Below are 22722 nucleotides of genomic sequence, written 5' to 3'. Positions count from 1 at the left end.
ACCCCTCCTCATCTGAGGAGGGGAGCTAGTTTTTAGTCCTCTAGCTTTAGACTTATTACCAACCCTACCGTGCTTCTTCAATCAGCTCGTTCATAGCCACGGGCTGGGGACGGATGGTGGCGCCGTCGCGCAGGTCCTGCACGCCTTCGTACACGATGTTGTCGCCGCTTTTGAGGCCGGTTTTCACCACGTAGAAGTCGGAGAGGCGGGTTTGGGGCTGGAAGGCGTGCTGCTTCACCCGGCCCTGCTTATCCACCATGAACACGTAGTTCTTATCCTGAATCTCGAACACCGATTTCTGGGGTACCAGCACGGCATCCTCCACGGTGCTGCTCAGGCGCACCTTGCCGCTGGCCCCGTGGCGCAGCAGGCCCTGGGGATTATCGAAGCGGGCCCGGAAGGCAATGGAGCCGGTGCCCGCCTGAAACTGGCTTTCCACGGTTTCCACCTTGCCCTTCACCGAGTACGTGGAGCCGTCGGCCAGCAGCAGGTGGGCCACGTTGGTGGCCCGGGCCGAGTCGCGGCCGGCTTTCTTCGCATAGGCCAAGTACTCGGCCTCCGACACGTTGAAGTAGGCAAACACCTCGTTGATGTTTGACACGGTAGTGAGCAGGGTGCCGTCCTCAATCACGCTGCCTTTCTTGAGCGGAATGCGGTTCATAACGCCATCGAAGGGGGCCCGCACCAGGGTATAGGAGAGGTGCAAAGCGGCGTTGGCGGCCGTGGAGCGGGCCTGCTGAATATCGGCCTGGGCGGCGTGGTACTTGGCCCGGGCCACTTCCAGCTCGGTTTTGGAGATGATGTCCTTGCTGGTGAGCAGCTGCACGCGCTCCAGCTCCAGGCGGGCCACGCGGGCGGCGGCCTGGGCGCTGCTCAGCTCGGCCTGGGCCCGGCTCAGCCGGCTTTTGTACTCCGTATCGTTGATGCGAAACAGGGGCTGGCCCTTGCGCACGGCCTGGCCCTCATCCACGTAAATCTGCTCCAAAAACCCCTCCAGCCGGGCCCGGATTTCCACGTTCTGCACCGCCTGAATATCGGCCACGTAATCGTGGGTCAGGATGGTGTCGCGGGCGGTGAGCTGGGTGGTGGGCAGGGCGGGCGGAGCTTCGGCTTTGGGCGTTTCGGCCTGGGAGTTGGCCCCGCAGCCCGCCAAGGCGGCCGAGGCCAGCGGCAGCAGGAGCCAGCGTAAGGATTTCAGAACAGGAGCAGGCATAGTCAGGTGTCGGAGAAAAGGCACAGAGAAGGAGCGTGTCCGGCAAAGCTCATCCGCCGGCATTAGAGCCGCGTGAGGCTCACATTAGAAAACATTAAAACCGGCCTACACAAAGGCCGTGCGGCAGGCGTCTTCGCCCCGGCGGCAGGCTTCGGTGCACACCCGGTGGTGGTCGGTGGCAAACTGGGTACACGCATCGGCGCAGGCCCGGCACAGCTCGGCGCACTCGCGCAGAATGTGCACGGCGTGTTCGGCCTCGCGGGCCACGAAGGCCGCCGCCAGCCGGCACAAGTCGGCGCAGTCGCGGCTGAGCTGCAGGCTGCGGAGCTGGGTGGGGGTAGAGGCCAGGGCGGGCAGGCCCAGGGCGGCGCAATTGTCGCAGGCGGCCGCACAGATGGCCAGGGCGTTCAGAACGTGTTGTTGGCGAGGGAGCATGAAGGAAGGGAGAAAACAAAAAAGCCGCTTGGCAGCGGCAAGGCCACCCCGGTCAGGGGTGGCGGGGGACAGTAACGGTGGTGAGCGTGTCGGGCGTAACGGGGTGGCCGGACTGGCACTCGGCCAGCGCGCGGCGGGCCTGCTGCAGCTCCACTTCCGTCACCAGCTCGGGCAGCTGCGCGTCCAGGTCGTACTCGGGAGCGTACTGTGGCCCCTGAAACAGCAGATACAGGTTCAGGGCCGTCGACAGCAGCAGCGTAGCCAGCAGCAACCCGAGCAGAAACCGGTTGCGTGGGGCAGCAGCGGATGCGGTTGGTTGTCCGGTCATGGCGCAAAACACGCCCGCCGGCATTAAAACCGTATGAGAAGGGAATTAGAAGATGTTAAATGGGCGTGATGAGTCACCATTTACCTCGAAGCCGTCAAAAAAGTAGTGCTACGTCATGCAGAGCATGTGGCGCCTCAAGCCAGTGACGAAGCATCTCGCTTGATGACATCTGAATAGCATTGCAACATCAGCACGCGAGATGCTTCGTCACTGGCTTGAGGCGCCACATGCTCTGCATGACGTTCTTTAGGCTGTTATGACTTTCTAAACCGCTTCCCAAATTCAACTACTCCGCCGCCGGGAACTGCACGGTGGCGGTGGTGCCGCGGCCCAGCGTGGAGGTCAGCTCGATGTGGCCGCCGTGCAGGAGCACAATTTTGCGCGTCATGGGCAGGCCGATGCCGTAGCCGGGGGCAGTAGTATCGGTACCGGCGCGGTACAGCGGCTCGTAGATGCGGGCCAGTTCGTGGGGCTCCATGCCGATGCCCTGGTCGGTTACGCGCACCTGCACGGTTTTCGGGGAGAGGTAGCCCAACTCGGCCTGCACGGTTTCCCGGGAGTATTTGCAGGCATTATCCAGCAGGTTGAGCAGGGCCGTGGTGAGTAGCTGGGCGTTGCCGCGCACCATAAACATATCCTCCACCTCGGGCGGCAGCAGGCCAAACTGCAACTGCACCAGGCGGCCGGGGTAGCAGGCCTGGCAGGAGTCGATGGCCTGGGTCAGGCACTCATCCAGCCGCACCAAGTCGCGGCGGGGGGAGGCGTCGGTTACTTTGGCCAGACTCAGCAGGCCGTTGGTCAGCTCAATGAGCTTTTTGATTTCCTCGGTGGCGGAGCTGATGCTCCGTTTGGCCTCCGCTAAATCGGTATCGTAGGCGTAGGCGGTTTCCAGCGTGCCCAGCACCGAGGCCAGGGGCGTGCGCAGCTCGTGGCTGGCGTTGCTCAGAAAGCTTTTCTGCGACTCAAACGCCTGCTCCACGCCGCCCAGCATGTGGTTGAAGGTGCGGGCCAGCTGGGCAATTTCATCGGTGCCGTTGCCCTCGTCCACCCGGGCATTCAGGCGAGAGGCCGTGATGCGCTCTACCTGCCTGATAACCCGCGAAATCGGCTTCAGCGACTCCTCCGCGAAATACCAGCCCGCCAGAATGATGAGCACCAGCGCCCCCAGGTTGGCCGCCAGCAGAATCAGCCCCAGCTTCTGCAGCTGTCGGTGCCCGAAATCGTCGTGACCGGCGGCGAAAATCCAATACGGCTGGCCGTTGCGCTCATAATACAGCCCAATTGATTCCAGCGCCCCATCGGTAAACTGCACCGGCTGGTCGGGCCGGATGCGGCCCAGAAAGCGGGAGTTCAGCTTCTGGCTAAGGCCGTCGGCGCTGGTATAGATGAGGTGCTGGCCGGGCCCGTAGATACTGATTTGCTCGCCCGGCACCGTGAACAGGTCGCGGCGGTGCATGGTGCGCAGCAGGTCGTGGTTGAGGCTGTCGTGGCGCACCAGCACCCGGGCCGTCATGGTGGCCTTGCCGGCCAGGCGGTTGATAAACCGCTGCTCCCGGGTAGTGGCCTGGAAGTAATAAATAAAGACGGAAAAGCACAGCTGAATACCCACCACCAGCAGGGTAAAGCGCAAAACCAGCTTGTTGCGGATGAGCACAGGAGGGGGAATTAAAAATTAAAAGTTTAGTGCGGTGGGTGTTGCAACCTTGGTTCCGTTTGGGCCAACAGCCACAGCGGGCAGTGCAAGACGCAGGTGGATGAACGGCGTAAAGCCATTCGAAGGCAATGCCTTTTAATTTTCAATTTTTAATTAAAAATCACCCTTCCCGCAGTACGTAGCCCATGCCCACCACCGTGTGAATGAGCTTAACGGGGTAGCCCTTATCCAGCTTTTTGCGCAGGTAGCTCACGTACACGTCGATGACGTTGGTGTTGGTGTCGAAATTCAGCTCCCAGACCTTCTCGGCAATATCTACCCGGGAAATGATTTTGCCCCGGTTCAGCAGCAGGTACTCCAGCAGGGCGTATTCCTTGGTGGTGAGGTCGATGCGCTGGCCGGCGCGGGTTACGGTTTTGGCGTCGAGGTTCAGCTCCAGGTCGGCAATGCGCAGGGCTTGTTTCACAGTGGCGGCCTCGGTGTGGCGGCGCGTGAGCACCCGGGCCCGCAGCAGCAGCTCCTTGAACTCGAAGGGCTTCACCAGGTAGTCGTCGGTGCCGGCCTCGAAGCCGGTTACTTTGTCGTCGAGGCTGTCGAGGGCGGTGAGCAGCAGCACGGGCACGCGGGCATCCTGGCGGCGCACCAGCCGGCACAGCTCGAAGCCGTTCACGTAGGGCAGGTTCACGTCCAGAATCACCAAATCGTAGCGGTTCTGCTGAATCAGCGACTGGCCCACGCGCCCGTCGTAGGCTACGTCGATTTCGTAGCCCTCATTCTCGAAGCCTTTTTTCACGAAAGACGCCAGCTTGGGCTCGTCTTCCACCAGGAGTATTTTCATGCGGGCAGTAAAGTAACGCAGTTGGCGTATACGGGCCCATGACGCCAGCAAGCTGTGGTTATATTCTGAGCGGCGCGAAACGGTATCAGAACGTCATGCTGAGCTTGTCGAAGCATCTCTACCACTTCGTTATGGCAGTACTTGATTACCCTCGGTAGAGATGCTTCGACAAGCTCAGCATGACGTTCTTCTGTATTTTCAAAATACGTTCCCGGATTCCTCTTCCTGCCCGGAATGACATGCGGTTTACACCTGTAGCTTGCCGCCCTGAATAGCCGCCGCCATCAGGCCCGGGAACTGGCCCGGCGTGCAGGCAAAAGATGGAATATCGAGGGCGGCCAGCTGCTCGGCCACGCGCCTGTCGAAGCTGGGGGCGCCGTCATCGGAGAGGGCCAGCAGGGCTACGACGGTAACGCCGGCAGCACGCAGGGCAGCAGCTTTCTTGAGCATTTCCCGCTCATTGCCGCCCTCGTGCAAGTCGCTGATAAGCAACAGAATGGTATCGGTGGGGCGGGTAATGAGCTGCTGGCAATAGCCCAGGGCCAGGTTGATATCGGTGCCGCCGCCCAGCTGCACCCCAAACAGCAAGTCCACCGGGTCCTGCAGATCCTCGGACAGGTTCACCACGCTGGTATCAAACACCACCATGTGCGTTTTCACGGCCTTGATGGAGGCCAGCACCGCCCCGAACACGCCCGCGTACACCACCGAGGAGGCCATAGACCCGCTCTGGTCCACACACAGCACAATTTCCTTGAGCGCCTGCCCGCGCCGCCCGAAGCCCACCAGCCGCTCGGGCACGATGGTGCGCTGGGCCGGCTGGTAGTGCTTAAGGTTGACCCGAATGGTGGCGGCCCAGTCGATTTCGCGGTAGCGGGGGCGAGGGTTGCGCACGGCGCGGCTCAGGGCGCCCTGCACGGCCTGCCGCAGAGGGTTCGAGAGCTGCTGCTCCAGCTCCTTCACCACCCGGCCCACCACCTCGCGGGCGGTGTGCTTCACCTTCTGGGGCATCACCCGGCTCAGCGACATGAGCATGCCCACCAGCTGCACATTGGCCTGCACCGTGCGCAGAATCTCGGGCTCCAGCAGCAGCTGGTGCAGCCCCAGGCGGTCCATGGCGTCGCGCTGCATCACGGCCACTACCTCAGTGGGGAAGTAGGTGCGGATGTCGCCTAGCCAGCGGCTCACGCGGGGCGCGGAGCCGCCCAGCCCCGCCTTGCGCTCCGACTGGTCATAGAGCGAGGTCAGCACGTCGTCCATGCCTTTGTAATCGGCATCGAAGGCAATCTGGTTCTGCGCGTCGGCCTCGGAGCCGAGCACGAGCTTCCAGCGGGTGGCGTTGTCGGTGGAGGGGGGCATACATTGTTGTTGGGTTCGAAAATGTTAGTAAGCCATATGCATTTGGCTTACTGCTGATTATGCTTATGGCTTACTGCTGATGTAGAAGACATCTAGGGAGTTAAAAGTTGAATCGATGCCGGGCCGTCTGAGATTTAGGTCCAGTGCAAAGGAATACTTCAAGTGGGCTACATCCACAGGCTGTTTAAATGCTGTCGGATCAGTTATATCGAATGTCACGTAGGCAGTGTCTTGTTGGAGTCTATAGTGGACAATACTCAGTCCTTTACTTTCTGACTTACAAGAGAATTGCAGGTAATCTGTTATTCCATTTGCCACTGCCTGCCGGTACAAGGCACGACTGTTTAGGTACACTTTTACCGTGTGTGGTGTTGAAATTGAGAATGTGTCATGGGTAGCACTGCTGACAGGCATAACAGACACTTCAGTGTCTGGAAGTAGAGGGTTTTGCGGATTTTCTGATTGAGTTGTGCAGGCAGTTAGGGCTGCAATACCAAGTAAAGCACCCCAAAAGGTGACAATAGCAGGGGTGGCTGGCATAGGAAAAATGTCTACTCAAAAAAGTCGCCGGGGTCAGCCTGACTGAGGTACTTGTTGAGGCTGCCCAGGTCGCCGAAAATGGGTTGAATTAGGGCCAGAAACTGCTCGGTGGCGGCGGGGCCGTCGGTGAAGGCCAGGAAAATGTCGCCCTGGCCGGCCAGCTCCACGTGGTCGAGTAGGGCGGGGGCGTGCTCCTCCAGGATGGTTTCGATGTGCTCGGCCCAGCTGGCGCCGCTGCCGCTGAAGCCGTACTTCTCGAACACGTTGTAATAGTCCTCCAGGTTGGTGAGGTTCACCAGGATGCGCTCCTGGCGGCCGGGCTCGGCCTTGTCGGCTAAATCAGCAACCTGGAAAGGGTAGGTAGTAGGCATAGGTGGCAAGGTACGACGGCTGGTAATTGGAACGGTGTAGAGACGCAACATCTTGCGTCTCGTCGTTGCTGATGCTGTTTGATCTGCGCGAAGCCGGTCGTTCAACGACGAGACGCAAAATATTGCGTCTCTACATCGTGCTATGATACGTCAATAGCCCATCAGCTCCCGTAGGCCCGGTAGTACCCGCAGGCCCCGTTCCAGGTCGAAGTCTTCCTCGGCTGCGGCCAGGGCCGGCTGGGCGCCTTGCTGGGCGAGGTCGAGCAGCTGGCGGCGTTCGGGCAGGCTGAAATCGGCGAAGGCACGGCGCAACAGGGGCACGATTTCGCGGAAGGTGTCTTCGGGGAGCGTGCCCAGCCAGTCGTTGAGTAGATCGAAAAGGGGACGGTGATGGAGCAGCAGCAGGGCGCTGCCGCTGAGGAAGCCTTCCAGCCAGGCCGTGGCGTAGCTGGTGGGCTGGGCCGGCGAGAGGGCCAGGCCCAGGGCCGTGGCGGCCTCCTCCGGGCTGAGGCGATGGGCATCAAATAGCAACCGCCCCGCCGCCCCGGCCAGCAGCCCCGACGAAGCCGGGTTGCGCAGCACCACGGCCAGGGCCGCGTACCAGTCGATTTCCTGGGCTTCGTCCTGCAGCAGCCGGATGGCCTGGTGGCTGCCTTCGAGGCGGGGCAGCAGCTGGCGTGCTGCGTCGTAGTCGAGGCCGGTGCAGGCCGGCGGCAGGCCAATGCACAGGCGCGGCACCAGGTGGTGCACCACAGTGGCTACCTGGGCGGTTTCGGTGCGGCGCACGTTGCCGTAGCGTAGCACGTTCACCAGCGGGGGCAGGGCCGCCAGCAGGTGCGTCACGTCGCGGGTGCCGGCAGAGAGGGTTTCGAGCCGGGCCACCAGCGCCCCGATGGCCGGGCCGAGGTCGGCCTGCAGGGCTTCTTCCAGCAGCTGGCTCACGGCTTCCAGATCGGGGGCCTCGGCGGCGCGGCTGGCGGCCCGGGCGGCGGCGGCGGCCAGCACGGTGTTGCCCCAGCGGCCCGCGTCGAGCACCTGCAGGGCGTACTCGGGCTGCCACTGCAGCTCCCACAGCTCGTGGAAGGTGCCGGCTTTGCCGTGGGCCCGGCGCGGCTGGCCCCAGCGGATATCGAGCAGGCGCAGGCGGTGCAGCAGGTGGCTGCGACTCAAATCCAGCTCCTTGCGCAAATCCAGGTCGAGGGTGCGGGCGGTGGCTTCGGGCTTGAGGCGGGTGGCTTTTTGCTGCAGCTGCACGTCCTGCTGCAACGGCGTGGCGGGCTGCTCGGGCGGCACCGCGCCCAGCCGCTCGCCCACCACCAGCTCGCGCTGCACCATATCCAGAGCCTCGGCATAGCCCCCGCCCAGGATGGCCACGGCGGCTTCCTGCAGCTCCTCGATGCCCGGCAGCTCGCGGCCGCGCACGGCGGCCAGGGTGTGGGCCAGGCGCACGCCCTCAATGGCGTGGGCGGCGGAGGCGTCCAGGTCGCGGGAGCGGAGCAGGCGAGCGGCGCGCACCATCCAGTGCGTGACCACCTCGGCGCGGGGCGTAGTAAACAGCAGCTCGTACCAGGCCGGCGACCCCACGCCCGCCCCGTAGCCCGAGGCGGTAGACAGGCGCTCAAACGTCCACGGAATCCAGGTGGCGGCGGTGGCTACTTTTTTCAGGCCCTTGAGACGGGCTTTGTCTTCTTTCTTGAGCAGCTCGGGCCGCAGCACCGGGGCGTGCCAGGCCCCGCACACCACCGCCACGCGCTGGTAGCCCTGGCGCAGGGTGGCGCGCAGGGTTTCGCGCATGAAGGCCTCACGCAGCAGGGTTTCCTCGGTTTCGGGCAGGTTCAGCTCCTCGCGCAGGGCCGTCATCAGGTCCCGCACCACGGCAAAGGTGTCGGCGTGGCCGGGGGCGTGTTCCAGGCGCAGCTCCCACCACCGCTCCCCGTCGGCGTATCCGTCGAGCTCGGCCAGGTAGGAGATGGGGTCCCGGGAGGCTTCAGCCGCTGAGTCCTGATCCGGTGCCTCACCCCCTAACCCCCTCTCCGGTAGAGAGGGGGAACTACCTGCTAATTCCAGCTCTACACCCTGATCTGGCGCTTCCGTGGTTGAGTTGAAGTCAGCTTCCAGAACTGGTTCCGACGGGGCCAAGGGGAGAGACGCAACGTCAGGTACTTCATCCGGCATTCCGAAGCGCAGGGCCATGGGCAGGTCGAAGCAGCGCAGGTGGGCGCCGTGGCGGTGGCACCAGTGGAGGGCCTGCCACTCGGGCGAAAACTCGGCGAAGGGCAGAAACGAGGCCTGCTGGTGCTGTTTGGGGTTGTACACGAGCAGGGCCACCGGCGGCACCATCTCGGGGTGGGTGGCCGCCGCCAGCGCCGCTTCGGCATCGGCGGGGCACTCCAGCAGCACAATGTCGGGCTGGTAGGCATCGAGGGCGTGCACGAGGCTGGCGGCGCTGCCGGGCCCGTGGTGGCGGATACCGAAAAGGCGGAGGTCGGTGGGCATTGGGGTTAGAGAGCAGGCTGATTAAAGGGCGGCCGTTTCATTCGGTCATTTCGGTAGCTGGTGCGGATATCCTCCGGAATCTGTTGCCATACATGGTCCGGAATTCCAGGCTGGCTTTTGTCAAAGACCTGCCGGCCGTTTTTCCGAATAGTCAGATAGTCCCAGAAAACCAGAAAGAACTCACCCGCCAAAATAAATTCCATCCACCCATCGGCTACACATTTGTCGTCAGCATCATATACCGCTATACCTGAATAATTTTCTAGGCTGCTGCCCAAATATTCCTCTAGATGGCCTTCAATGCAGCTTTCTGACCAATCAAATTTCAGCCCCTCCCGAACGACTCCATAGTGAGCCAAATCGACAAGCAGCTGCTGCTCCACTAAGCTTCGTAAGGTGGGGCTCATGGGGCTTGAGAAGCCCAGGTCAGCATAGTTTGGGTTGGATTGCGACATTATCGAAGGGAGGTTATAGCTATCCAATAGTCGGTTGCTATGCTACGCGTTGGGAGGCTATGGATCGGCTTGGCGAGAACTTAAGTCTCAAGAATTATTGGAAAAGCTTCCGAAGCCAAACCAAGAATGGAATGGTGGCAGTAGTTTCTTCTTGGATAGGTAATGCGCTTTCTCTGAGCTTGGTCTTGTAGTTCAGTTGCCAGTGTGGAATTGCCCGGCACATCGTTTCCGCTAGTTCCTTAGTGAGGGAGGAAATCGGGCCAGCATTATAGTGTGACTTCGGGGAATAGTGCTCTTTGAACTTGGCAATGGCAGTAGGGTTGTAGCAGACTTTCGCACGCAGGTTTTCCACCAATCGGACGTCAAGTGACAGCGTTATCAAGCGCTTAGATTTGCGGTGTTGGCCTACTACCACGATGCTTTGACACGTTCCCGGGTACCAGTCGATGATGTATACTTTGGCGGCCGGTGCAAAATGCTTCGTGCCGTAGCGAATTTCAGCTCCGGCCGGTCCGTAGGGCCGTTCCCGAATGATGTTGCCAACCGCTGTCCAGTAGGATTCAGGAGATGTTTCAGAAGCTTCAGGCCCGTTAGTGTCCATATCTCAAATCCATTATTCTAGGTTGTTTTCGAAATGATTTGCTAATCTCATGGCAATAATTCTTTTGACCTCCGTGTCGTCTGCATCAAACAAAATATCACGCAGCGCTTTAGCGGAAACAGCCTCTGCAGCATGAATTAGTGACCATTCTATTCCGCATGCTGATGTGCCGTGCGGTGGCCCTAGATTGATTAAAGCCAGAGAATGATCTGGTTCCAAAGGCTCGGAAAGTTGCTGCACGAGCTCGTCAAATTTCTTCAAGGGAAAGTCGTCAATGGCAGGAGTAGTATCGTCTGGCAATGACCCCAGGTCACGTAAACGGGCGATGATGCTGACGTTATCCATTATTCCACCACCTCCCGGCAGGCGCGGTAGAGGTCTTTCCAGCCGTCGCGCTCTTTTACCACGGTTTCGAGGTATTCGAGCCAGACGGTGCGGTCTTGCACGGGGTCTTTGAGCACGGCGCCGGTGAGGCCGGCGGCCAGGTCGTGTGCGCGCAGGCTGCCGTCGCCGAAGTAGGCGGCCAGGGCCAGGCCGCTGTTCATCACCGAAATGGCCTCGCCGGTGCTGAGCGTGCCGCTGGGACTTTTGAGCTTGGTTTTGCCGTTCTCCGTCACGCCCGAGCGCAGCTCCCGGAAGATGGTCACGAGGCGGCTGATCTGCTCCAGGGCCGGGGCCTCCACGGGCAGCTGCAGCGCCTTGCCCTGCTTTTCCACCCGCGTCTGCACGATGCGCACTTCCTCATCCGCGGAGGTCGGCAGGGGCAGCACCACTGTGTTGAAGCGGCGGCGCAGTGCGCTGCTGAGCTCGTTCACGCCCTTGTCCCGGTCGTTGGCGGTGGCAATGATGTTGAAGCCGCTCACGGCCTGCACCTCGGTGGAAAGCTCCGGGATGGGCAGCACTTTTTCGGAGAGCATGGTGATGAGCGTGTCCTGCACGTCGGAGGGGATGCGGGTGAGCTCCTCGAGGCGCACCAGCCGGCCTTCCTGCATGCCCTTGAACAGGGGCGAGGGCACCAGCGCGCCCAAGGAAGGCCCTTCGGCAATGAGGCGGGCGTAGTTCCAGGAGTAGCGAATGGCGTCTTCCGAGGTGCCCGCCGTGCCCTGCACCAGCAAATCCGACCGGCCGCTGATGGCCGCCGTCAGGTGCTCCGATACCCAGCTTTTGGCCGTGCCCGGCACGCCCAGCAGCAGCAGGGCGCGGTCGGTAGCCAGGGTGGCCACCGCAATTTCCATCAGCCGCCGCTGCCCGATGTACTTGGGCTCGATTTTAAAGCCGTTATCCAGCTTGCCGCCCAGCAGGTAGGTGACAGTGGCCCAGGGCGAGAGGTGCCAGTTCGGGGGCTTAGGCCGGTCGTGGTCGGCGGCGCGCAAAGCGGCCAACTCTTCGGCGTACACATCCTCGGCGTGCGGGCGCAGGACGGCGGTTTCGGGCGTGGTAGGCATATTGGAGGAGAAGTTAAAGGCTAGAGCTAGTTCCCCTCCTTAGAAAGGAGGGGTTAGGGGTGGTTGATGTTGGTAGAACGATGTAAGTGAACGTCATGCTGAGCTTGCCGAAGCATCTCTCCCGCTTCGCCTGATTACCATTGCAACGAAGCAGTAGAGATGCTTCGGCTCCGCTCAGCATGACGGGTGGGGTTTTTGTGGGTGGGGCTGTTCAACGATTGTCAACCACCCCCAACCCCTCCTTTCCAAGGAGGGGAGCTCCGTTCTGATGTAGCCGTTGAATCGGGTGGTTCGAGTAGTACTTCCTGGAGCTGCTGGCGGAAGTGCAGGGTGTTGAGCAGGCGGGCGAGGCTGTTGTGCAGGTAGGGCACGTCCTGGAGCAGAGGCTGCAGGGGCTCGGCGCAGAGGCGGTACTGGGCGGCGGGCACCGCGCGGGCCATGTGCTCGAGCAGCTGCCCGGCCGCATACTGGATGCGGTACAGTTCCACGGGCTTGCTGAGGGTGTCGCGCAGCACCTCCACCACCCGGCGGGTGAGGCGCTCGGGCCAGGGGCCGGGGGTCAGCTGCAGCAACGGCAGCCAGCGCACCTCGGCGCTGAAATGGGGCGTGGCGTTGATGAGGGGCAGCAGTAGGTCGGCGGCCTGCTCCGGCGTGAGCTGGCTTACCAGGCCGCCGGTGGGCAGGGTGGCGGGCAGGGGGCGGGGCTTCTCGTAGAACCAGGCAAGCAGGGTCCCGGCCCAGTCGGCGTCCTGGTGGAGCACAGCGGCTTCGGCCCAAGCCGTGAGCAGCAGCCCGGCCCACTCGGTGGCGGCGGCCAGCTCCAGCAGCTTGCGGGGCGGCAGCTGCCAGTGGGCCGTCCAGCGGGCCGGCGGCAGCAGGGCTAGCACCTGCCCCAATAGCGCGGCCCGCTCGCCCTGAAACCGGCTGTCCTTCTGCTCGATACCGTCGGGGAGCCAGGTTTTGTCCCAGTCGACCGGGGGCAGCTCCACAAGCAGCTTTTTGCTGAGCAGGCCGGTTTTGAGGCGCACCAGGGGCTCGGCCCGCTGCCACAGCCGCGCCAGCAGCGGACTATCGGGCAGGCGGGCCAGCAGCGGCCGAACGGCCTGCCGCACCTCCTTGCTTTTGGCCGTCAGGTACTGCTCCAGCAGGGGCGCGTCGGCGGGGTTGGGGCGGTGGGCGAGGGTCTGGAGCAGCTCGGCCTGGGTGCGGGCGGGCTCCTGGGGCAGGGTAGCGGCCAGCAGCGTCCGGGCCTCGGTGGGGTCGGTTTCGCGGAGCAGGTAGAGGTAGGTGCGGCGCTCGGCCAGGGTGCCAGTTTCCCAGGTGGCCGGGTCAGGGGCCGAAGCGCCGGCCAGCAGCACGGGCTGCCAGGCCGGGTTCTGGGCGGCCAGCCACTCGCCCCGCCGGCCCAGCACCTGGGAAGCGGGGCCGTGCAGCTCCCGGCGGGTGCGGGTAGCTTCCAGCAGGCCCACCAGCAGCCGGGGCGGTACCCGCCGCTGGTGCCGGTGCATATCCTCCAGAAAGCCATAGAGCGAGCCGGCCTCGGTGCCTTCCAGCATCAGCTGCAGCAGCTGCGCGCCCTGCGGCCCCAGCGGCGCAGCCGTTTCGGGCCCGGCTACTGCCGCAGCGGCCGGCCGGTGGGCCGCGCCGGAATCAGGAGGGGCCGGCAGGGATTCGGAGGCCGTCACTGTTGGGGCTTCAGGGGATGCCGCCGTGGGAGCTTCAGGGGATGCCGTTGCCGGGGCGGGCCGGGAGGTTTCCGGCGCATCGGCCCGGGCCAGCGGTGGTCGGAAGCCGGCTTTGCGCACGGTGCTCAGTATCCCGGCCAGCAGCAGCACCTGCTGCTCGCGGTGGTCGGCAGAGTCGGCAGGCAGCGCGAAGCCGGGCACGGTGGGCAGGGCCTCGGCGCTTTGGCGGGTGCCCAGCAGGGCCACGCGCTGGAGCTGCTGCCAGTCGGCGGCGGGGCGCAGGTGGGGGGCGGAAGGGGGCAGGGCGTCGGGCATAAGTCAGGCAGTGAGCGGGTGAAGGGCGACCGGCCAGCTGCCGAGCGGGCGCAGGCCCCGGCCGGTCCATTCCCCGAATACTGTGAGGGGCTGGCCGCCGCTGAGGGCGCGCAGCTCCCAGCCCGCCAGCTCGTCGCAGAGCAGGGGCAGGGCCACAGAATCGGCCGCCGCGGCGGGGCCGGTGTTGGCTTCTCCGGCTTCCATTCCGTCATCAGCCGCCGGAAACTGAAGCTGCCAGCCGCCCGTGGCGGTGCGGGCAGGAATGCCGCCGCGCAGCAACGCGGGCCACTCGCGCAGCCAGGGCAGACGGGCCAGGGCGTCGGCGTAGTCGTTCAGGAGCCGGGTGGGGCCCTGGCCGCCAGTGGGAGCGGCCGTAGCCGATGTCAGACCCTGGAAAGTGAGCGGCCCGGGCACGGCCCGCAGCGGCACCCGACCGGGATAAAACGTCAGCTCGCCCGCGTACCGGCCCGCGGGCAGCAACGGCGTGGCGAAGGCCTGTCCGCCGAAGGAAAATTCCACCACCAGCGCGAAGCGGCCGGTGCGCTGGCCCTGCAGCCAGGAGCGGCGCACGGTCAGGCGGTCTTCCTCGGTGGTAGTCTGGCTGAGTACCTGCCACTCGTCGGCCACGGCGGGCTGGGTGGCCAGCAGGTCTTCCTTCTTCAGGCTCACGCCCAACAGCTGCAGCACATCGGCGCGGGTTTCGTCGGCTAGCTCGGGCAGGCGCTGGAACGTGCGCACCAGCAGATACAGCTCGCCGAGGCGGGCCAGCAGGCGGGCGGGCCAGTCGGGGCCCTGGTGGCGCAGGTCGGGCAGCTCGCGCACGGCCGCCGCCAGCCCCGGCAGTTGGTTGTCCACGAGGCGGGCGGCCTGGCTTTCCCAGTAGGCGCGGGGCTGCTGGTCGAGGGCAGCCAGGCCGGTGCGCACCACGTCCAGCAGCCAGGTTTCCAACTCCTGGGCCCCGCGCTGCATGCGGGCGTGGCGCTGGGTTTCGCGCTTCTGGCGGGCGGCCTCGCTCCCCGCTGCCTGCTCCTCAGCAGCAGGCGAGCCAGCCGCTGTTTCGGGGGAATTGCCGCCTTCCGTCCCGGCCGTAGCGGCGGTTTTGGGGGCTTTTTTCTCCTGGGTCTGCTGGCGCTTTTCCAGCCATTCCTGCAGCCAGGCGGGGGGCTCGGCGGGGTTCAGCAGTTGGGGCTGACGGGCCAGCAGCAGCAGCAGGCCCGCCCCGTGCTTGCAGGGGAATAGGCGGCTGGGGCAGCTGCACTTGAAGGCGGGAGCGGTGAGGTCGAGGCCGGTTTGGTAGGGTTTGCTGCCGCTGCCTTTGCACTCGCCCCAGGCGGCGGTGTCGGTGCGGCCCAGGTTCTGCCACCGGGCGGGGGCGGCCAGCTCCTGGCCCCGTTTCAGGGTGCCGGCATCGGGAATAAGGGCGCGGGCCTGTTCTTCGGTCCAGGTCAAGATAGGTGCACGGTTAGGCCGGCCGGGGCCGGAGGATAGACCGGGGCAAAGTAGGGGTTCAGACCGGAAATTCCGCGCCGCACTGCGGGCATTTGTGCAGCACCGTGCCCGCGTAGTACAGCCGCTGCCACCACGCTGGCCGGGGCAGCGGCGCGGCGCCCTCGGCCCGGCAGCGGGGGCAGCGCAGCACCGGCGGCGTGGCGCGCTGGTGCTCAAAGGCTTCCACCAGCGCCCGGGCCTGCGGCACGTCGGCTTCCTCAATCAGCAGCTGGTAAAACAGCCCGTCGCCGAAGGGAAAGGAGGGCGGGCCGCAGGTTTTCACCAGCGCATCCACATCGGCATCTTTGAGCTGGTTGTACAGCGCCACCGCCTCGGCGTAGGTCAGGAACTGGGCGGCGGGGGTGAGCATGGGTGGAGTAAGAACAATGTAGAGACGCAATATTTTGCGTCTCGTCGTTGAACGACCGGGGGAAAACAACATCAGCAACGACGAGACGCAAAATATTGCGTCTCTACATAGTGCCAAGCCTTACTTCCGGCGTTTTACCGGGGCGCTGCGTTGGCCGCGCAGCTTCAGCACGTAGAACAGCAACCCGGCCGACAGCACGGCCAGGGCGGCGGCCAGCAGCTCGCGGCTGGTGCGGGCGGCGGTGGCTTCGTCGGCGGTGGCTTGCAGGTCCTGGAGTTTCTTGTCGCGCTGCCGGTCGCGCTCCTGCAGGTTGGCAATCTGGTTTTCCAGGTCGTGGAACCGTTCCTGGGTGCTGCTCTGGTCGGTTTGGGCGACGGTGATTTGCTGTTTGGCCTGCTGGTTTTCGGCCACTACAGCGGCGGTTTTGCGCAGGGTGCCGGCCTGCACTTCGCGCACGATTTCGGTGTCCTTGCGGATGATGCCTTTCAGGGCGTTCACCACTTCCTGCAGGTCTTTTTTGCTGGGTTTATCGGCCAGGAAGGCGTTGCGCTGGGCGGCGGCGGCTTCGTACTCCTGCACCAACTGCTGGCGCTCCTGAATCAGGCGAGGCAGCGGGTCGTCGGGAGCGGTGGCGGGCGTTTGGGCGAGGGCGGCGGTGCTGGCCAGGGCAAACAGAGCGGGCAAAAGGCGTTTCATCATATGGGGCAAAGATGGCAGCTTGGCGTAGTTGGCAGGCTGCCCGATTTCTTTACGGCCGGTACTTCCACCGCGTTACCCGGTGGTCCTGCACCACGGTTATCAGGGGCGAGTTAGCTTCCTTGCGCAGCCTGGCCCCTTTTTCCAGGTAGAAGCCCAGCGTTTTATAATACTGAAAACCGCCCCGTACATCCTTCATAAAGTCCAGGCTGTCGGCGGTTACCAGCTGGTCAGTGGCCGCGTCGCCGGGCTCAAACGACCAGAAGTCGTACCTGGTCGATTCGTCGTGGTTGAGGTACCAGTTGAAGTGCTGGCGGTTCACGTCGCGCTTAGTAACCTGGCCGGCCAGTGCCATTTCCTGGTTCACGGTCACCAGATCCAGACCGAAAAAATTATAGAAAAACCACCCCATGAGCCCCAGGGTTAAGACAAACTGCAGCAGGCGCGCAGCATAGCGCAGAATCTGGCGACGCGCTATTTTTTTGCGGAGGTGGGCAGGGACGGGCATAGTCGTATCGGGCCTAAAGATAGACGGCGTTCCAAGATGCCCGCCTACGCCTCCAGCAGCGGCACCGGCTGCCGGATTTCCTTGGGCTTGTGCCGGTAGAACCACAGAATCAGAATCGGCAGCAACGTCAGCTCGGCCACCACCCCAAACAGCAGCGTGAGGCCAATCAAAAGTCCCACGTAGAACGTGCCGTCGAAGGAGGAAAAGATCAGCGTGGAGAACCCGCCCACCAGAATCAGGGAGGTGACGATAACGGCTTTGCCGGCCATCAGGTAGGTTTTGCGCACGGCTTTGAACAGGCTGGGCTCCTGCAGCAGTACCAGTTTCAGCTTGGAGATGAAGTGGATGGTGTCATCCACGGCAATACCGAAGGCAATGGTGAAGATGATGCTGGTGCTGACCTTCATGCTCACGCCGGCCGCGCCCATCACGCCGGCCACAATCAGGATGGGCACCAGGTTGGGGATGAGCACCACCACCGTCATGCGTACCGAGCGGAACAGCAGCAGCACAATCAGGGTCACCATCACGATGTCGATGCTCATGCCCGTAATCATGTTGAGCGTGAGGTTTTCGTTGTTTTTGTCGATGAGGTTGGCCGAGCCGGTGAGGCGGGTTTGGAGCACGGTGCTGTCCACGGACGTGCGCAGGAAGCGGCGCAGGCCGGCGTTCAGCTGGTCGGCCCGGATGCTGCCCACGTCGGGCATGCGGCCGGTGAGGCGGCCCTCGGAGCCATCGGGCAGGGCCAGGGCCCGGAACTCGGGCTTCTTGCGAAACAGCTTCACCTTGCGCAGCAGTCGCTGCAGCTCGGCTTCCGAGTCGGGCAAACGATACTCGGTCAGCAGGCCGCCGTTCAGGGCTTTGCGTACCGATTTGATGAGCGTGACGGGCGAGGCCACGAAGTTCAGGCCGTAGTCTTGTTGCAGGTAGTTCTCAATGTGCTCGGTCTGGCGCAGCACCTGCAGGTCGTAAATCGTGCGGCCGGGGCCGGGCTCCAGGTCCAGCTCGAAGGGCCGTACGCCGGCAAACTGCCGCTCGAAAAACCGGAAATCCAGCTTCACCGGGTCGTTTTTCGACAAATCATCCAGCAGCGCCGAGTTGATACGGATGCGCGAGGCCGAGGCCACCGACAGCCCCAGCACCACGGCGCTGATGGCCACCACCCATTGCCGGCGGGACAGCACCGTGCGGAACATACGGCCCAGCACGCCGTCCCAGCTGTGGCCGGTTTTGCGCGGAATGCGCAGCTGGGGCTTGCGCAGCAGCACCAGCATGGCCGGCAGCAGCGTGAAGCTGAGGGCAAACGTGAGCAGCACGGCAATGCCCGTAAACAGCCCGAAGTTGTAGATGGGCCGGATGGTGCTGGTCATCAGGGTGAAAAACCCAATGCTGGTGGTCAGGGCCGACAGCCCCGAGCCGAAGCCCGATTCCTTGAGGGCAATCAGCAGCGAATCCCGCTTGCTGGCCCCGTAGCCCAGCTCCGTGACGTAGCGCGTGATGATGTGGATGGTATCGGACATGCCCACCACGAACAACATCACCGGCAGCAGCGCCGTCATCAAATCAATGCTCACCCCGAAGGCCGACATCACGCCCAGCCCCCACAGAATGGCCCCCAGCACCACTACTAGCGGCAGCACCACGCCCCACCACGTGCGGAACGTGAGCCACAGCAGCCCCGTCACCAGCAGCACCGAGAGGCTCATGAACACCAGTAGCTCCATCTGCAGCCGGTCCACAAACACCGACTGGGCCACCATCTTGCCGGCCAGGTGGTACTCGTTTTCGGGGATGCCCTGGCGTTGCAGCTCCGTGCGCACGGCCGCCAATAGCGAGTCGCCAGGCGGTTTGCTGAGGTTGGGCGAGGTCTGGAACAGCACCGTCACGGCCCGGGCATCCCGCGAAATCAGGTTGCCCACCAGCCCCGGCGTGCGGTACACCAGCGCCGAGTCTGTAGCCCGGCGGGCGGGCTCCCGGGGGTGCAGATAGGGCACGTTGAACACGCCCAGCCCTTCCACCACCGGGTTGCTGGCCGTGGTGGGCGACGATACCTGCGTAACGTGCCGCCGCGCCCGGATAAAGCGCGTGAGCGAATCGACCTTGGTCAGGAACCGGGGCTCGAACACCGTCTGGCCGGCCGGGGCTTCCAGGCCCAGCAGCACGTAGTCGTTGTCGTTGCCGAAGCGGCCCGAATACTGCTCGTAGTAGTCCAGGTCCGGGTCGCCGGCGGGGTAGAAGTCGTTGAAATTGTAGTTGAAGCGCAGCTGGGCCACGAAGAACACGGCCAGGGCCGTGAGCAGTCCGAGGGCCAGCAGCGTGAGGTGCGCAAGTTTGCGAAGAGGCATAGAAACCAGTACCGCGCCGCCGGGGCCGCGCGCATCGTTGAACGGAAAAAGGCCGCGGGGCAGCCCGGGCAAAGGTAGGGCCGCCCCGGCGCGGGTTTCTGCCGAATCCGCGCTACTTTAGGGCAACCAGAAGCCAACCCCGGCTTTCGGGCTTTTGTTTCCTCGTTTCCCTAGTCTTCGCCCATGAAAAACGCCCTGCTCGCCCTCTGCCTGTTCGCCTTAGCCGGCGCCGCCACCGCCCACGAGGGCCACGACGCCGGTAAGAAAGGCAAGAAGAAAGAAGCCTGCACCGCCGAAATGGCCGCCAAGTGCGCTAAAACTGGTGCCACCGCCGGCACGCCCTCGTGCTGCATGAAGAAAGCTGCCAAAACCACCGCCGCCACGCCGGCCCCGGCTGTGAAGTCGCTGTAAAGTAGTAGCGCGAACTGTGTAGTTCGCGTCCCAGAACGACAACCGTTTGAACGGCGCGGGGACGCGAACTACACAGTTCGCGCTACTACCTGCAGGTGCTTGGGGCTATGCCGCCGCTACGATGTAGAGACGCAATACTTTGCGTCTCTTCGTTGAACGACCTGAAGCCGTTTGAGGCAAACAACGTCAGCAACGAGGAGACGCAAAGTATTGCGTCTTTACGTCGTTTAAGCCGTTGCCTGACAATGTAGCACACCCCCCCATGTAGCTTACTGCGTGAGGGGTTTTATATTGATAATATGTTGACAGGTATGAAATTACAGGCACTGACTTGGGGCGCTATAGTCTTGGTGCTAACCGCCGCCGGGCAAGCTCGGGCGCAGGCTGCGTACAACCGTTGGGAGGCGAAGCCAGTGACTCCCAGGAAAGCAGCAACCACTCCAGCCCAGCGCGGCCGGCAAGTCATGCAGGCAAAAAATCGGCAGGATTTCTTGAATCAGGTACAGGCGCTGCACCGGGATTCCCTACGCATTGTTGCGTCGGGCGCTGCTATGCCGCTTCTGCAACGAGGTATTGGGCAGCGCATCAAGGAAAACCACATTCTTCCCGAAGACAACCAGTATTACGACTACCTGCGCAGAACGATCCGCTACCCAACCCAGGCGTTGCGGGCGCAGGCAGAAGGCAAGATTACCATGCGGCTGACCATCAACACCACCGGCCAGGTAAGTAACCTGGAAGAGGTGGAAAATACGATACCGGCCGGCGCAGCCGGCCGGGCTGAAATGGTGCGGCAAGTGGTAGTAGCGCTGCGTCAATTACGCTTCGAAGCTGGCCCGGTCACAACGGAAGAGCTGACCTTTGGCTATAAATTTCTATAGGTTCATGTGATGGCTTATTGTTATTGAAAATGCCTTAAAAGGTGCATTTGGCGTAGTACGACCTCTGACTTAACTTGACTAGCAGCGTGGGCCTATTCGATTTCTTACGCCGAAAACGGCTGCCGGAATTTTCGTTCGAGCTTCAGACGCTATTTGCCGATAGCCGGTTACTGGCCATTCGGTTACAGAACGATTATATCAGCCCAGAACACCTGATGCTGGCAATGCTGGAGCTGCCGCATGGTTCGGTTTCGGGCCTGCTGGATACCATACTGGTTAGCCCGGCGCTGCTGCGGCACCAGCTGGAGCAAGTTATGTTCGGGCACCGTGCGGCCCCTGACGAGCCGCTGCCCACCGGCAGCATCGCCATTACCACCGAGCTGGAAGCGTGTTTGCATTCGGCCCAAGGCATGGCCGCGGAGGCCCAGGTGCCGGAAGTAGCCCCCGAGCATGTGCTGTTGCCGATTCTGTTTCGCGCCGAGGCCACCGGGCAAACCGGCTATGCAGAAATTGGGTTGACAGTAGCCGTGCTGGCCGCCCGTATCGGCGTACCCGCGCCCGGTAGATAAAGCCAAACTCTTCAGATTCGGTCGGCTGGGCCTCCCGAAACATCCCCCGAAGCCCGACGGTTGCTGAAGCGCCGGCCGCCCCACGCCGGCCCTTATCCGCTGCCGTATGCCCGAAAACGCCCCTTTATCTCCCGCCGACATTGACCGCATCATCGAAATGGGGTGGGAGGACCGCACGCCGTTCGAGGCCATTGAGGCGCAGTTTGGCCTGGCCGAAAAGGACGTCATTACCCTGATGCGCCGCGAAATGAAGGCGTCCTCGTTTCGGATGTGGCGGGCCCGCATGAGCGGCCGCGCCACCAAGCACCGCGCCCTGCGCCCCACTGAGGTGGACGGCTTCAAGAGCAACCAGCAGCGCAGCATCTCCCTCAACAAACTCAGCAAGCGGTAGCGCCCCTTTTCCGTCATGAGCACGCACCTGCGCAAACTCCACGCCGGCCAGGCCCACCCCGAGCCCACCGCCGCCCCCAACCTCAGCTTCCCCACCCGCTACGCGGACATTCTGGACCGCATAGCAGCCATCGACCCGGTGCGCTACGGCCGCTCGCGCAATTTCCTCAACGGAGCCCTCACGTACCTGTCGCCCTACCTGAGCCGGGGCGTCATCAGCACCCGGCAGGTGTACGAGGTCCTGCAGGCCCGCGGCTTCACCTTCGACGACAAGCAGAAGCTGGCCAGCGAGCTGGGCTGGCGCGACTATTTCCAGCGGGTGTGGGAGGCCCGCGGCGACGAGCTGTTCACCGACCTACGCCAGCCTCAGCCCGGCGCGCAGCATCACCAGTTGCCCCGGGCTCTGCCCGAAGCCCGCACCGGCATTGCGGCCGTGGATGGGTATTTGCGCCAGCTGCCCGCCACCGGCTACCTGCACAACCACCTGCGCATGTACGTGGCCAGCTTGGCCTGCTGCATCGGGCGGGCGCACTGGTCGGCCCCGGCGGCGTGGCTCTACTACCACCTGCTCGACGGCGACCTGGCCAGCAACACCTGCAGCTGGCAGTGGGTGGCCGGCGCGTTTGCCAGCAAGCAGTATTACTGCAATCAGGAAAACATCAACCACTACACCGGCAGCCAGCAGCACCACACCTACCTCGACGTAGCCTACAGCGAGCTGCCCACGCTGCCCGTGCCCCCGGAGCTGCAAGCCACCGTCGCGCCCGACCTGGAAACGCCGCTGCCCGTCACGCCCACGCCTATTATCGACCCCGCTCGCCCGCTGCTGCTCTACAACAGCTACCATCTCGACCCGCAGTGGCGCGCCGACGAGCCGGCCAACCGCATCCTGCTGCTGGAGCCCTCGCACTTCCGGCGTTTCCCGGTGAGCGGGGCGGTGCTGGCCTTTATCCAGCAGCTGGCCACCGACAATATCCCCGGTATTCAGGTGTTCGTGGGGGAGGTGACGGAGCTGCCCCACCTGGCCGATGTGCCGGCCATCTACACCCGCCAGCACCCCACCACCGCCCATTACCCCGGCATCCACGACGCCCATTCCTGGCTGGTGCCGGAAGTAGCCGGCTATTTCCCCAGCTTCTTCAGCTATTGGAAGAAGTGCGAAAAAGTGCTGCGCCGCCAAGAGGTAAATGACACAGTGTAGAGACGCAATATCTTGCGTCTCCTCGTTGCTGATGATGAAGCTGTTTAGGAAGTCAAAACCGTTGTCATCCTGAGCGCAGCGAAGGACCTTCTCACGTCTGGACAGCCGTTGTTCTGACGTGAGAAGGT

Annotated in this window: 23 protein-coding genes; 5 read left to right on the top strand and 18 right to left on the bottom strand. The window is 63.3% G+C overall.

Annotated elements, in window-relative coordinates:
* Positions 1-64 precede the first annotated feature (64 nt).
* From EI291_RS04855 to EI291_RS04770, 18 genes are all read right to left on the bottom strand, one after another.
* Positions 65-1213: an efflux RND transporter periplasmic adaptor subunit gene (locus EI291_RS04855; protein ID WP_125418592.1), complete on the bottom strand. Its 1149-nt coding sequence runs from the start codon at positions 1211-1213 to the stop codon at positions 65-67.
* A gap of 105 nt (positions 1214-1318) precedes the next feature.
* A complete protein-coding gene (locus EI291_RS04850) occupies positions 1319-1648 on the bottom strand; it encodes a four-helix bundle copper-binding protein (RefSeq protein WP_125418590.1) in 330 nt (109 codons plus the stop codon).
* 52 nt (positions 1649-1700) lie between these two features.
* Positions 1701-1976, bottom strand: a complete 276-nt coding sequence (locus EI291_RS04845; RefSeq protein ID WP_125418588.1) for a hypothetical protein — start codon at positions 1974-1976, stop codon at positions 1701-1703.
* 286 nt (positions 1977-2262) lie between these two features.
* A complete protein-coding gene (locus EI291_RS04840; protein ID WP_125418586.1) occupies positions 2263-3630 on the bottom strand; it encodes a sensor histidine kinase in 1368 nt (455 codons plus the stop codon).
* Between the two features lie 160 nt (positions 3631-3790).
* The gene (locus EI291_RS04835; RefSeq protein WP_125418584.1) at positions 3791-4468 is read right to left on the bottom strand and encodes a response regulator; all 678 of its coding nucleotides are present in this window, start codon (positions 4466-4468) and stop codon (positions 3791-3793) included.
* Positions 4469-4714: 246 nt separating this feature from the next.
* Positions 4715-5827 carry a VWA domain-containing protein gene (locus tag EI291_RS04830; RefSeq protein WP_125418582.1) on the bottom strand — a complete coding sequence of 371 codons (1113 nt, stop codon included), beginning with the start codon at positions 5825-5827 and terminating at the stop codon, positions 4715-4717.
* A 551-nt stretch (positions 5828-6378) separates the two neighbouring features.
* Positions 6379-6738 (bottom strand): Imm51 family immunity protein, encoded by a 360-nt coding sequence (locus EI291_RS04825; protein ID WP_125418580.1) that lies wholly within the window; start codon positions 6736-6738, stop codon positions 6379-6381.
* A 150-nt stretch (positions 6739-6888) separates the two neighbouring features.
* Positions 6889-9234 (bottom strand): DUF5682 family protein, encoded by a 2346-nt coding sequence (locus tag EI291_RS04820; protein WP_125418578.1) that lies wholly within the window; start codon positions 9232-9234, stop codon positions 6889-6891.
* A gap of 5 nt (positions 9235-9239) precedes the next feature.
* Positions 9240-9689, bottom strand: coding sequence for a hypothetical protein (locus EI291_RS04815; protein WP_125418576.1), 450 nt, complete (start codon positions 9687-9689; stop codon positions 9240-9242).
* A gap of 94 nt (positions 9690-9783) precedes the next feature.
* On the bottom strand, positions 9784-10290 hold the full coding sequence (locus EI291_RS04810; RefSeq protein ID WP_125418574.1) for a hypothetical protein: 507 nt from the start codon (positions 10288-10290) through the stop codon (positions 9784-9786).
* Positions 10291-10302: 12 nt separating this feature from the next.
* Positions 10303-10551, bottom strand: a complete 249-nt coding sequence (locus tag EI291_RS04805) for a hypothetical protein (protein ID WP_170172511.1) — start codon at positions 10549-10551, stop codon at positions 10303-10305.
* Between the two features lie 83 nt (positions 10552-10634).
* Positions 10635-11735 (bottom strand): ATP-binding protein, encoded by a 1101-nt coding sequence (locus tag EI291_RS04800; protein WP_125418570.1) that lies wholly within the window; start codon positions 11733-11735, stop codon positions 10635-10637.
* Positions 11736-11956: 221 nt separating this feature from the next.
* Entirely contained in the window at positions 11957-13735 is a 1779-nt protein-coding gene (locus tag EI291_RS04795; protein WP_125418568.1) for a DUF5691 domain-containing protein, read from the bottom strand.
* A gap of 3 nt (positions 13736-13738) precedes the next feature.
* Complete coding sequence (locus tag EI291_RS04790) at positions 13739-15184, bottom strand: SWIM zinc finger family protein (RefSeq protein ID WP_125418566.1); 1446 nt, start codon at positions 15182-15184, stop codon at positions 13739-13741.
* Between the two features lie 58 nt (positions 15185-15242).
* A complete protein-coding gene (locus tag EI291_RS04785; protein WP_125418564.1) occupies positions 15243-15593 on the bottom strand; it encodes a hypothetical protein in 351 nt (116 codons plus the stop codon).
* 120 nt (positions 15594-15713) lie between these two features.
* Positions 15714-16292 carry a hypothetical protein gene (locus tag EI291_RS04780; protein ID WP_125418562.1) on the bottom strand — a complete coding sequence of 193 codons (579 nt, stop codon included), beginning with the start codon at positions 16290-16292 and terminating at the stop codon, positions 15714-15716.
* Positions 16293-16341: 49 nt separating this feature from the next.
* A complete protein-coding gene (locus tag EI291_RS04775) occupies positions 16342-16797 on the bottom strand; it encodes a hypothetical protein (RefSeq protein WP_125418560.1) in 456 nt (151 codons plus the stop codon).
* 44 nt (positions 16798-16841) lie between these two features.
* Entirely contained in the window at positions 16842-19142 is a 2301-nt protein-coding gene (locus EI291_RS04770) for an efflux RND transporter permease subunit (RefSeq protein ID WP_125418558.1), read from the bottom strand.
* Positions 19143-19325: 183 nt separating this feature from the next.
* Between EI291_RS04770 and EI291_RS04765 the strand changes: the two genes are divergently transcribed.
* From EI291_RS04765 to EI291_RS04745, 5 genes are all read left to right on the top strand, one after another.
* Positions 19326-19553 carry a hypothetical protein gene (locus EI291_RS04765; RefSeq protein WP_125418556.1) on the top strand — a complete coding sequence of 76 codons (228 nt, stop codon included), beginning with the start codon at positions 19326-19328 and terminating at the stop codon, positions 19551-19553.
* Positions 19554-19864: 311 nt separating this feature from the next.
* Positions 19865-20434 (top strand): energy transducer TonB, encoded by a 570-nt coding sequence (locus EI291_RS04760; protein ID WP_170172510.1) that lies wholly within the window; start codon positions 19865-19867, stop codon positions 20432-20434.
* Between the two features lie 86 nt (positions 20435-20520).
* Positions 20521-21003 (top strand): Clp protease N-terminal domain-containing protein, encoded by a 483-nt coding sequence (locus tag EI291_RS04755; protein WP_170172509.1) that lies wholly within the window; start codon positions 20521-20523, stop codon positions 21001-21003.
* 106 nt (positions 21004-21109) lie between these two features.
* A complete protein-coding gene (locus EI291_RS04750; RefSeq protein ID WP_125418550.1) occupies positions 21110-21394 on the top strand; it encodes a TIGR03643 family protein in 285 nt (94 codons plus the stop codon).
* Positions 21395-21409: 15 nt separating this feature from the next.
* Positions 21410-22594, top strand: coding sequence for an FAD-binding domain-containing protein (locus EI291_RS04745; protein ID WP_125418548.1), 1185 nt, complete (start codon positions 21410-21412; stop codon positions 22592-22594).
* Positions 22595-22722 lie beyond the last annotated feature (128 nt).

Origin of the sequence: Hymenobacter rigui (assembly GCF_003944715.1) — a bacterium.
Classification (GTDB): Bacteria; Bacteroidota; Bacteroidia; order Cytophagales; family Hymenobacteraceae; genus Hymenobacter; species Hymenobacter rigui.
This window is presented reverse-complemented; position numbering and strand designations above follow the sequence as displayed.

Bases quoted from the DNA above. Each gene is read 5' to 3' on its own strand.
- EI291_RS04855 (WP_125418592.1), bottom strand. From the start codon at position 1,213: ATGCCTGCTCCTGTTCTGAAATCCTTACGCTGGCTCCTGCTGCCGCTG.
- EI291_RS04850 (WP_125418590.1), bottom strand. From the start codon at position 1,648: ATGCTCCCTCGCCAACAACACGTTCTGAACGCCCTGGCCATCTGTGCG.
- EI291_RS04845 (WP_125418588.1), bottom strand. From the start codon at position 1,976: ATGACCGGACAACCAACCGCATCCGCTGCTGCCCCACGCAACCGGTTT.
- EI291_RS04835 (WP_125418584.1), bottom strand. From the start codon at position 4,468: ATGAAAATACTCCTGGTGGAAGACGAGCCCAAGCTGGCGTCTTTCGTG.
- EI291_RS04830 (WP_125418582.1), bottom strand. From the start codon at position 5,827: ATGCCCCCCTCCACCGACAACGCCACCCGCTGGAAGCTCGTGCTCGGC.
- EI291_RS04825 (WP_125418580.1), bottom strand. From the start codon at position 6,738: ATGCCTACTACCTACCCTTTCCAGGTTGCTGATTTAGCCGACAAGGCC.
- EI291_RS04820 (WP_125418578.1), bottom strand. From the start codon at position 9,234: ATGCCCACCGACCTCCGCCTTTTCGGTATCCGCCACCACGGGCCCGGC.
- EI291_RS04815 (WP_125418576.1), bottom strand. From the start codon at position 9,689: ATGTCGCAATCCAACCCAAACTATGCTGACCTGGGCTTCTCAAGCCCC.
- EI291_RS04810 (WP_125418574.1), bottom strand. From the start codon at position 10,290: ATGGACACTAACGGGCCTGAAGCTTCTGAAACATCTCCTGAATCCTAC.
- EI291_RS04800 (WP_125418570.1), bottom strand. From the start codon at position 11,735: ATGCCTACCACGCCCGAAACCGCCGTCCTGCGCCCGCACGCCGAGGAT.
- EI291_RS04795 (WP_125418568.1), bottom strand. From the start codon at position 13,735: ATGCCCGACGCCCTGCCCCCTTCCGCCCCCCACCTGCGCCCCGCCGCC.
- EI291_RS04785 (WP_125418564.1), bottom strand. From the start codon at position 15,593: ATGCTCACCCCCGCCGCCCAGTTCCTGACCTACGCCGAGGCGGTGGCG.
- EI291_RS04780 (WP_125418562.1), bottom strand. From the start codon at position 16,292: ATGATGAAACGCCTTTTGCCCGCTCTGTTTGCCCTGGCCAGCACCGCC.
- EI291_RS04775 (WP_125418560.1), bottom strand. From the start codon at position 16,797: ATGCCCGTCCCTGCCCACCTCCGCAAAAAAATAGCGCGTCGCCAGATT.
- EI291_RS04770 (WP_125418558.1), bottom strand. From the start codon at position 19,142: ATGCCTCTTCGCAAACTTGCGCACCTCACGCTGCTGGCCCTCGGACTG.
- EI291_RS04765 (WP_125418556.1), top strand. From the start codon at position 19,326: ATGAAAAACGCCCTGCTCGCCCTCTGCCTGTTCGCCTTAGCCGGCGCC.
- EI291_RS04760 (WP_170172510.1), top strand. From the start codon at position 19,865: ATGAAATTACAGGCACTGACTTGGGGCGCTATAGTCTTGGTGCTAACC.
- EI291_RS04750 (WP_125418550.1), top strand. From the start codon at position 21,110: ATGCCCGAAAACGCCCCTTTATCTCCCGCCGACATTGACCGCATCATC.
- EI291_RS04745 (WP_125418548.1), top strand. From the start codon at position 21,410: ATGAGCACGCACCTGCGCAAACTCCACGCCGGCCAGGCCCACCCCGAG.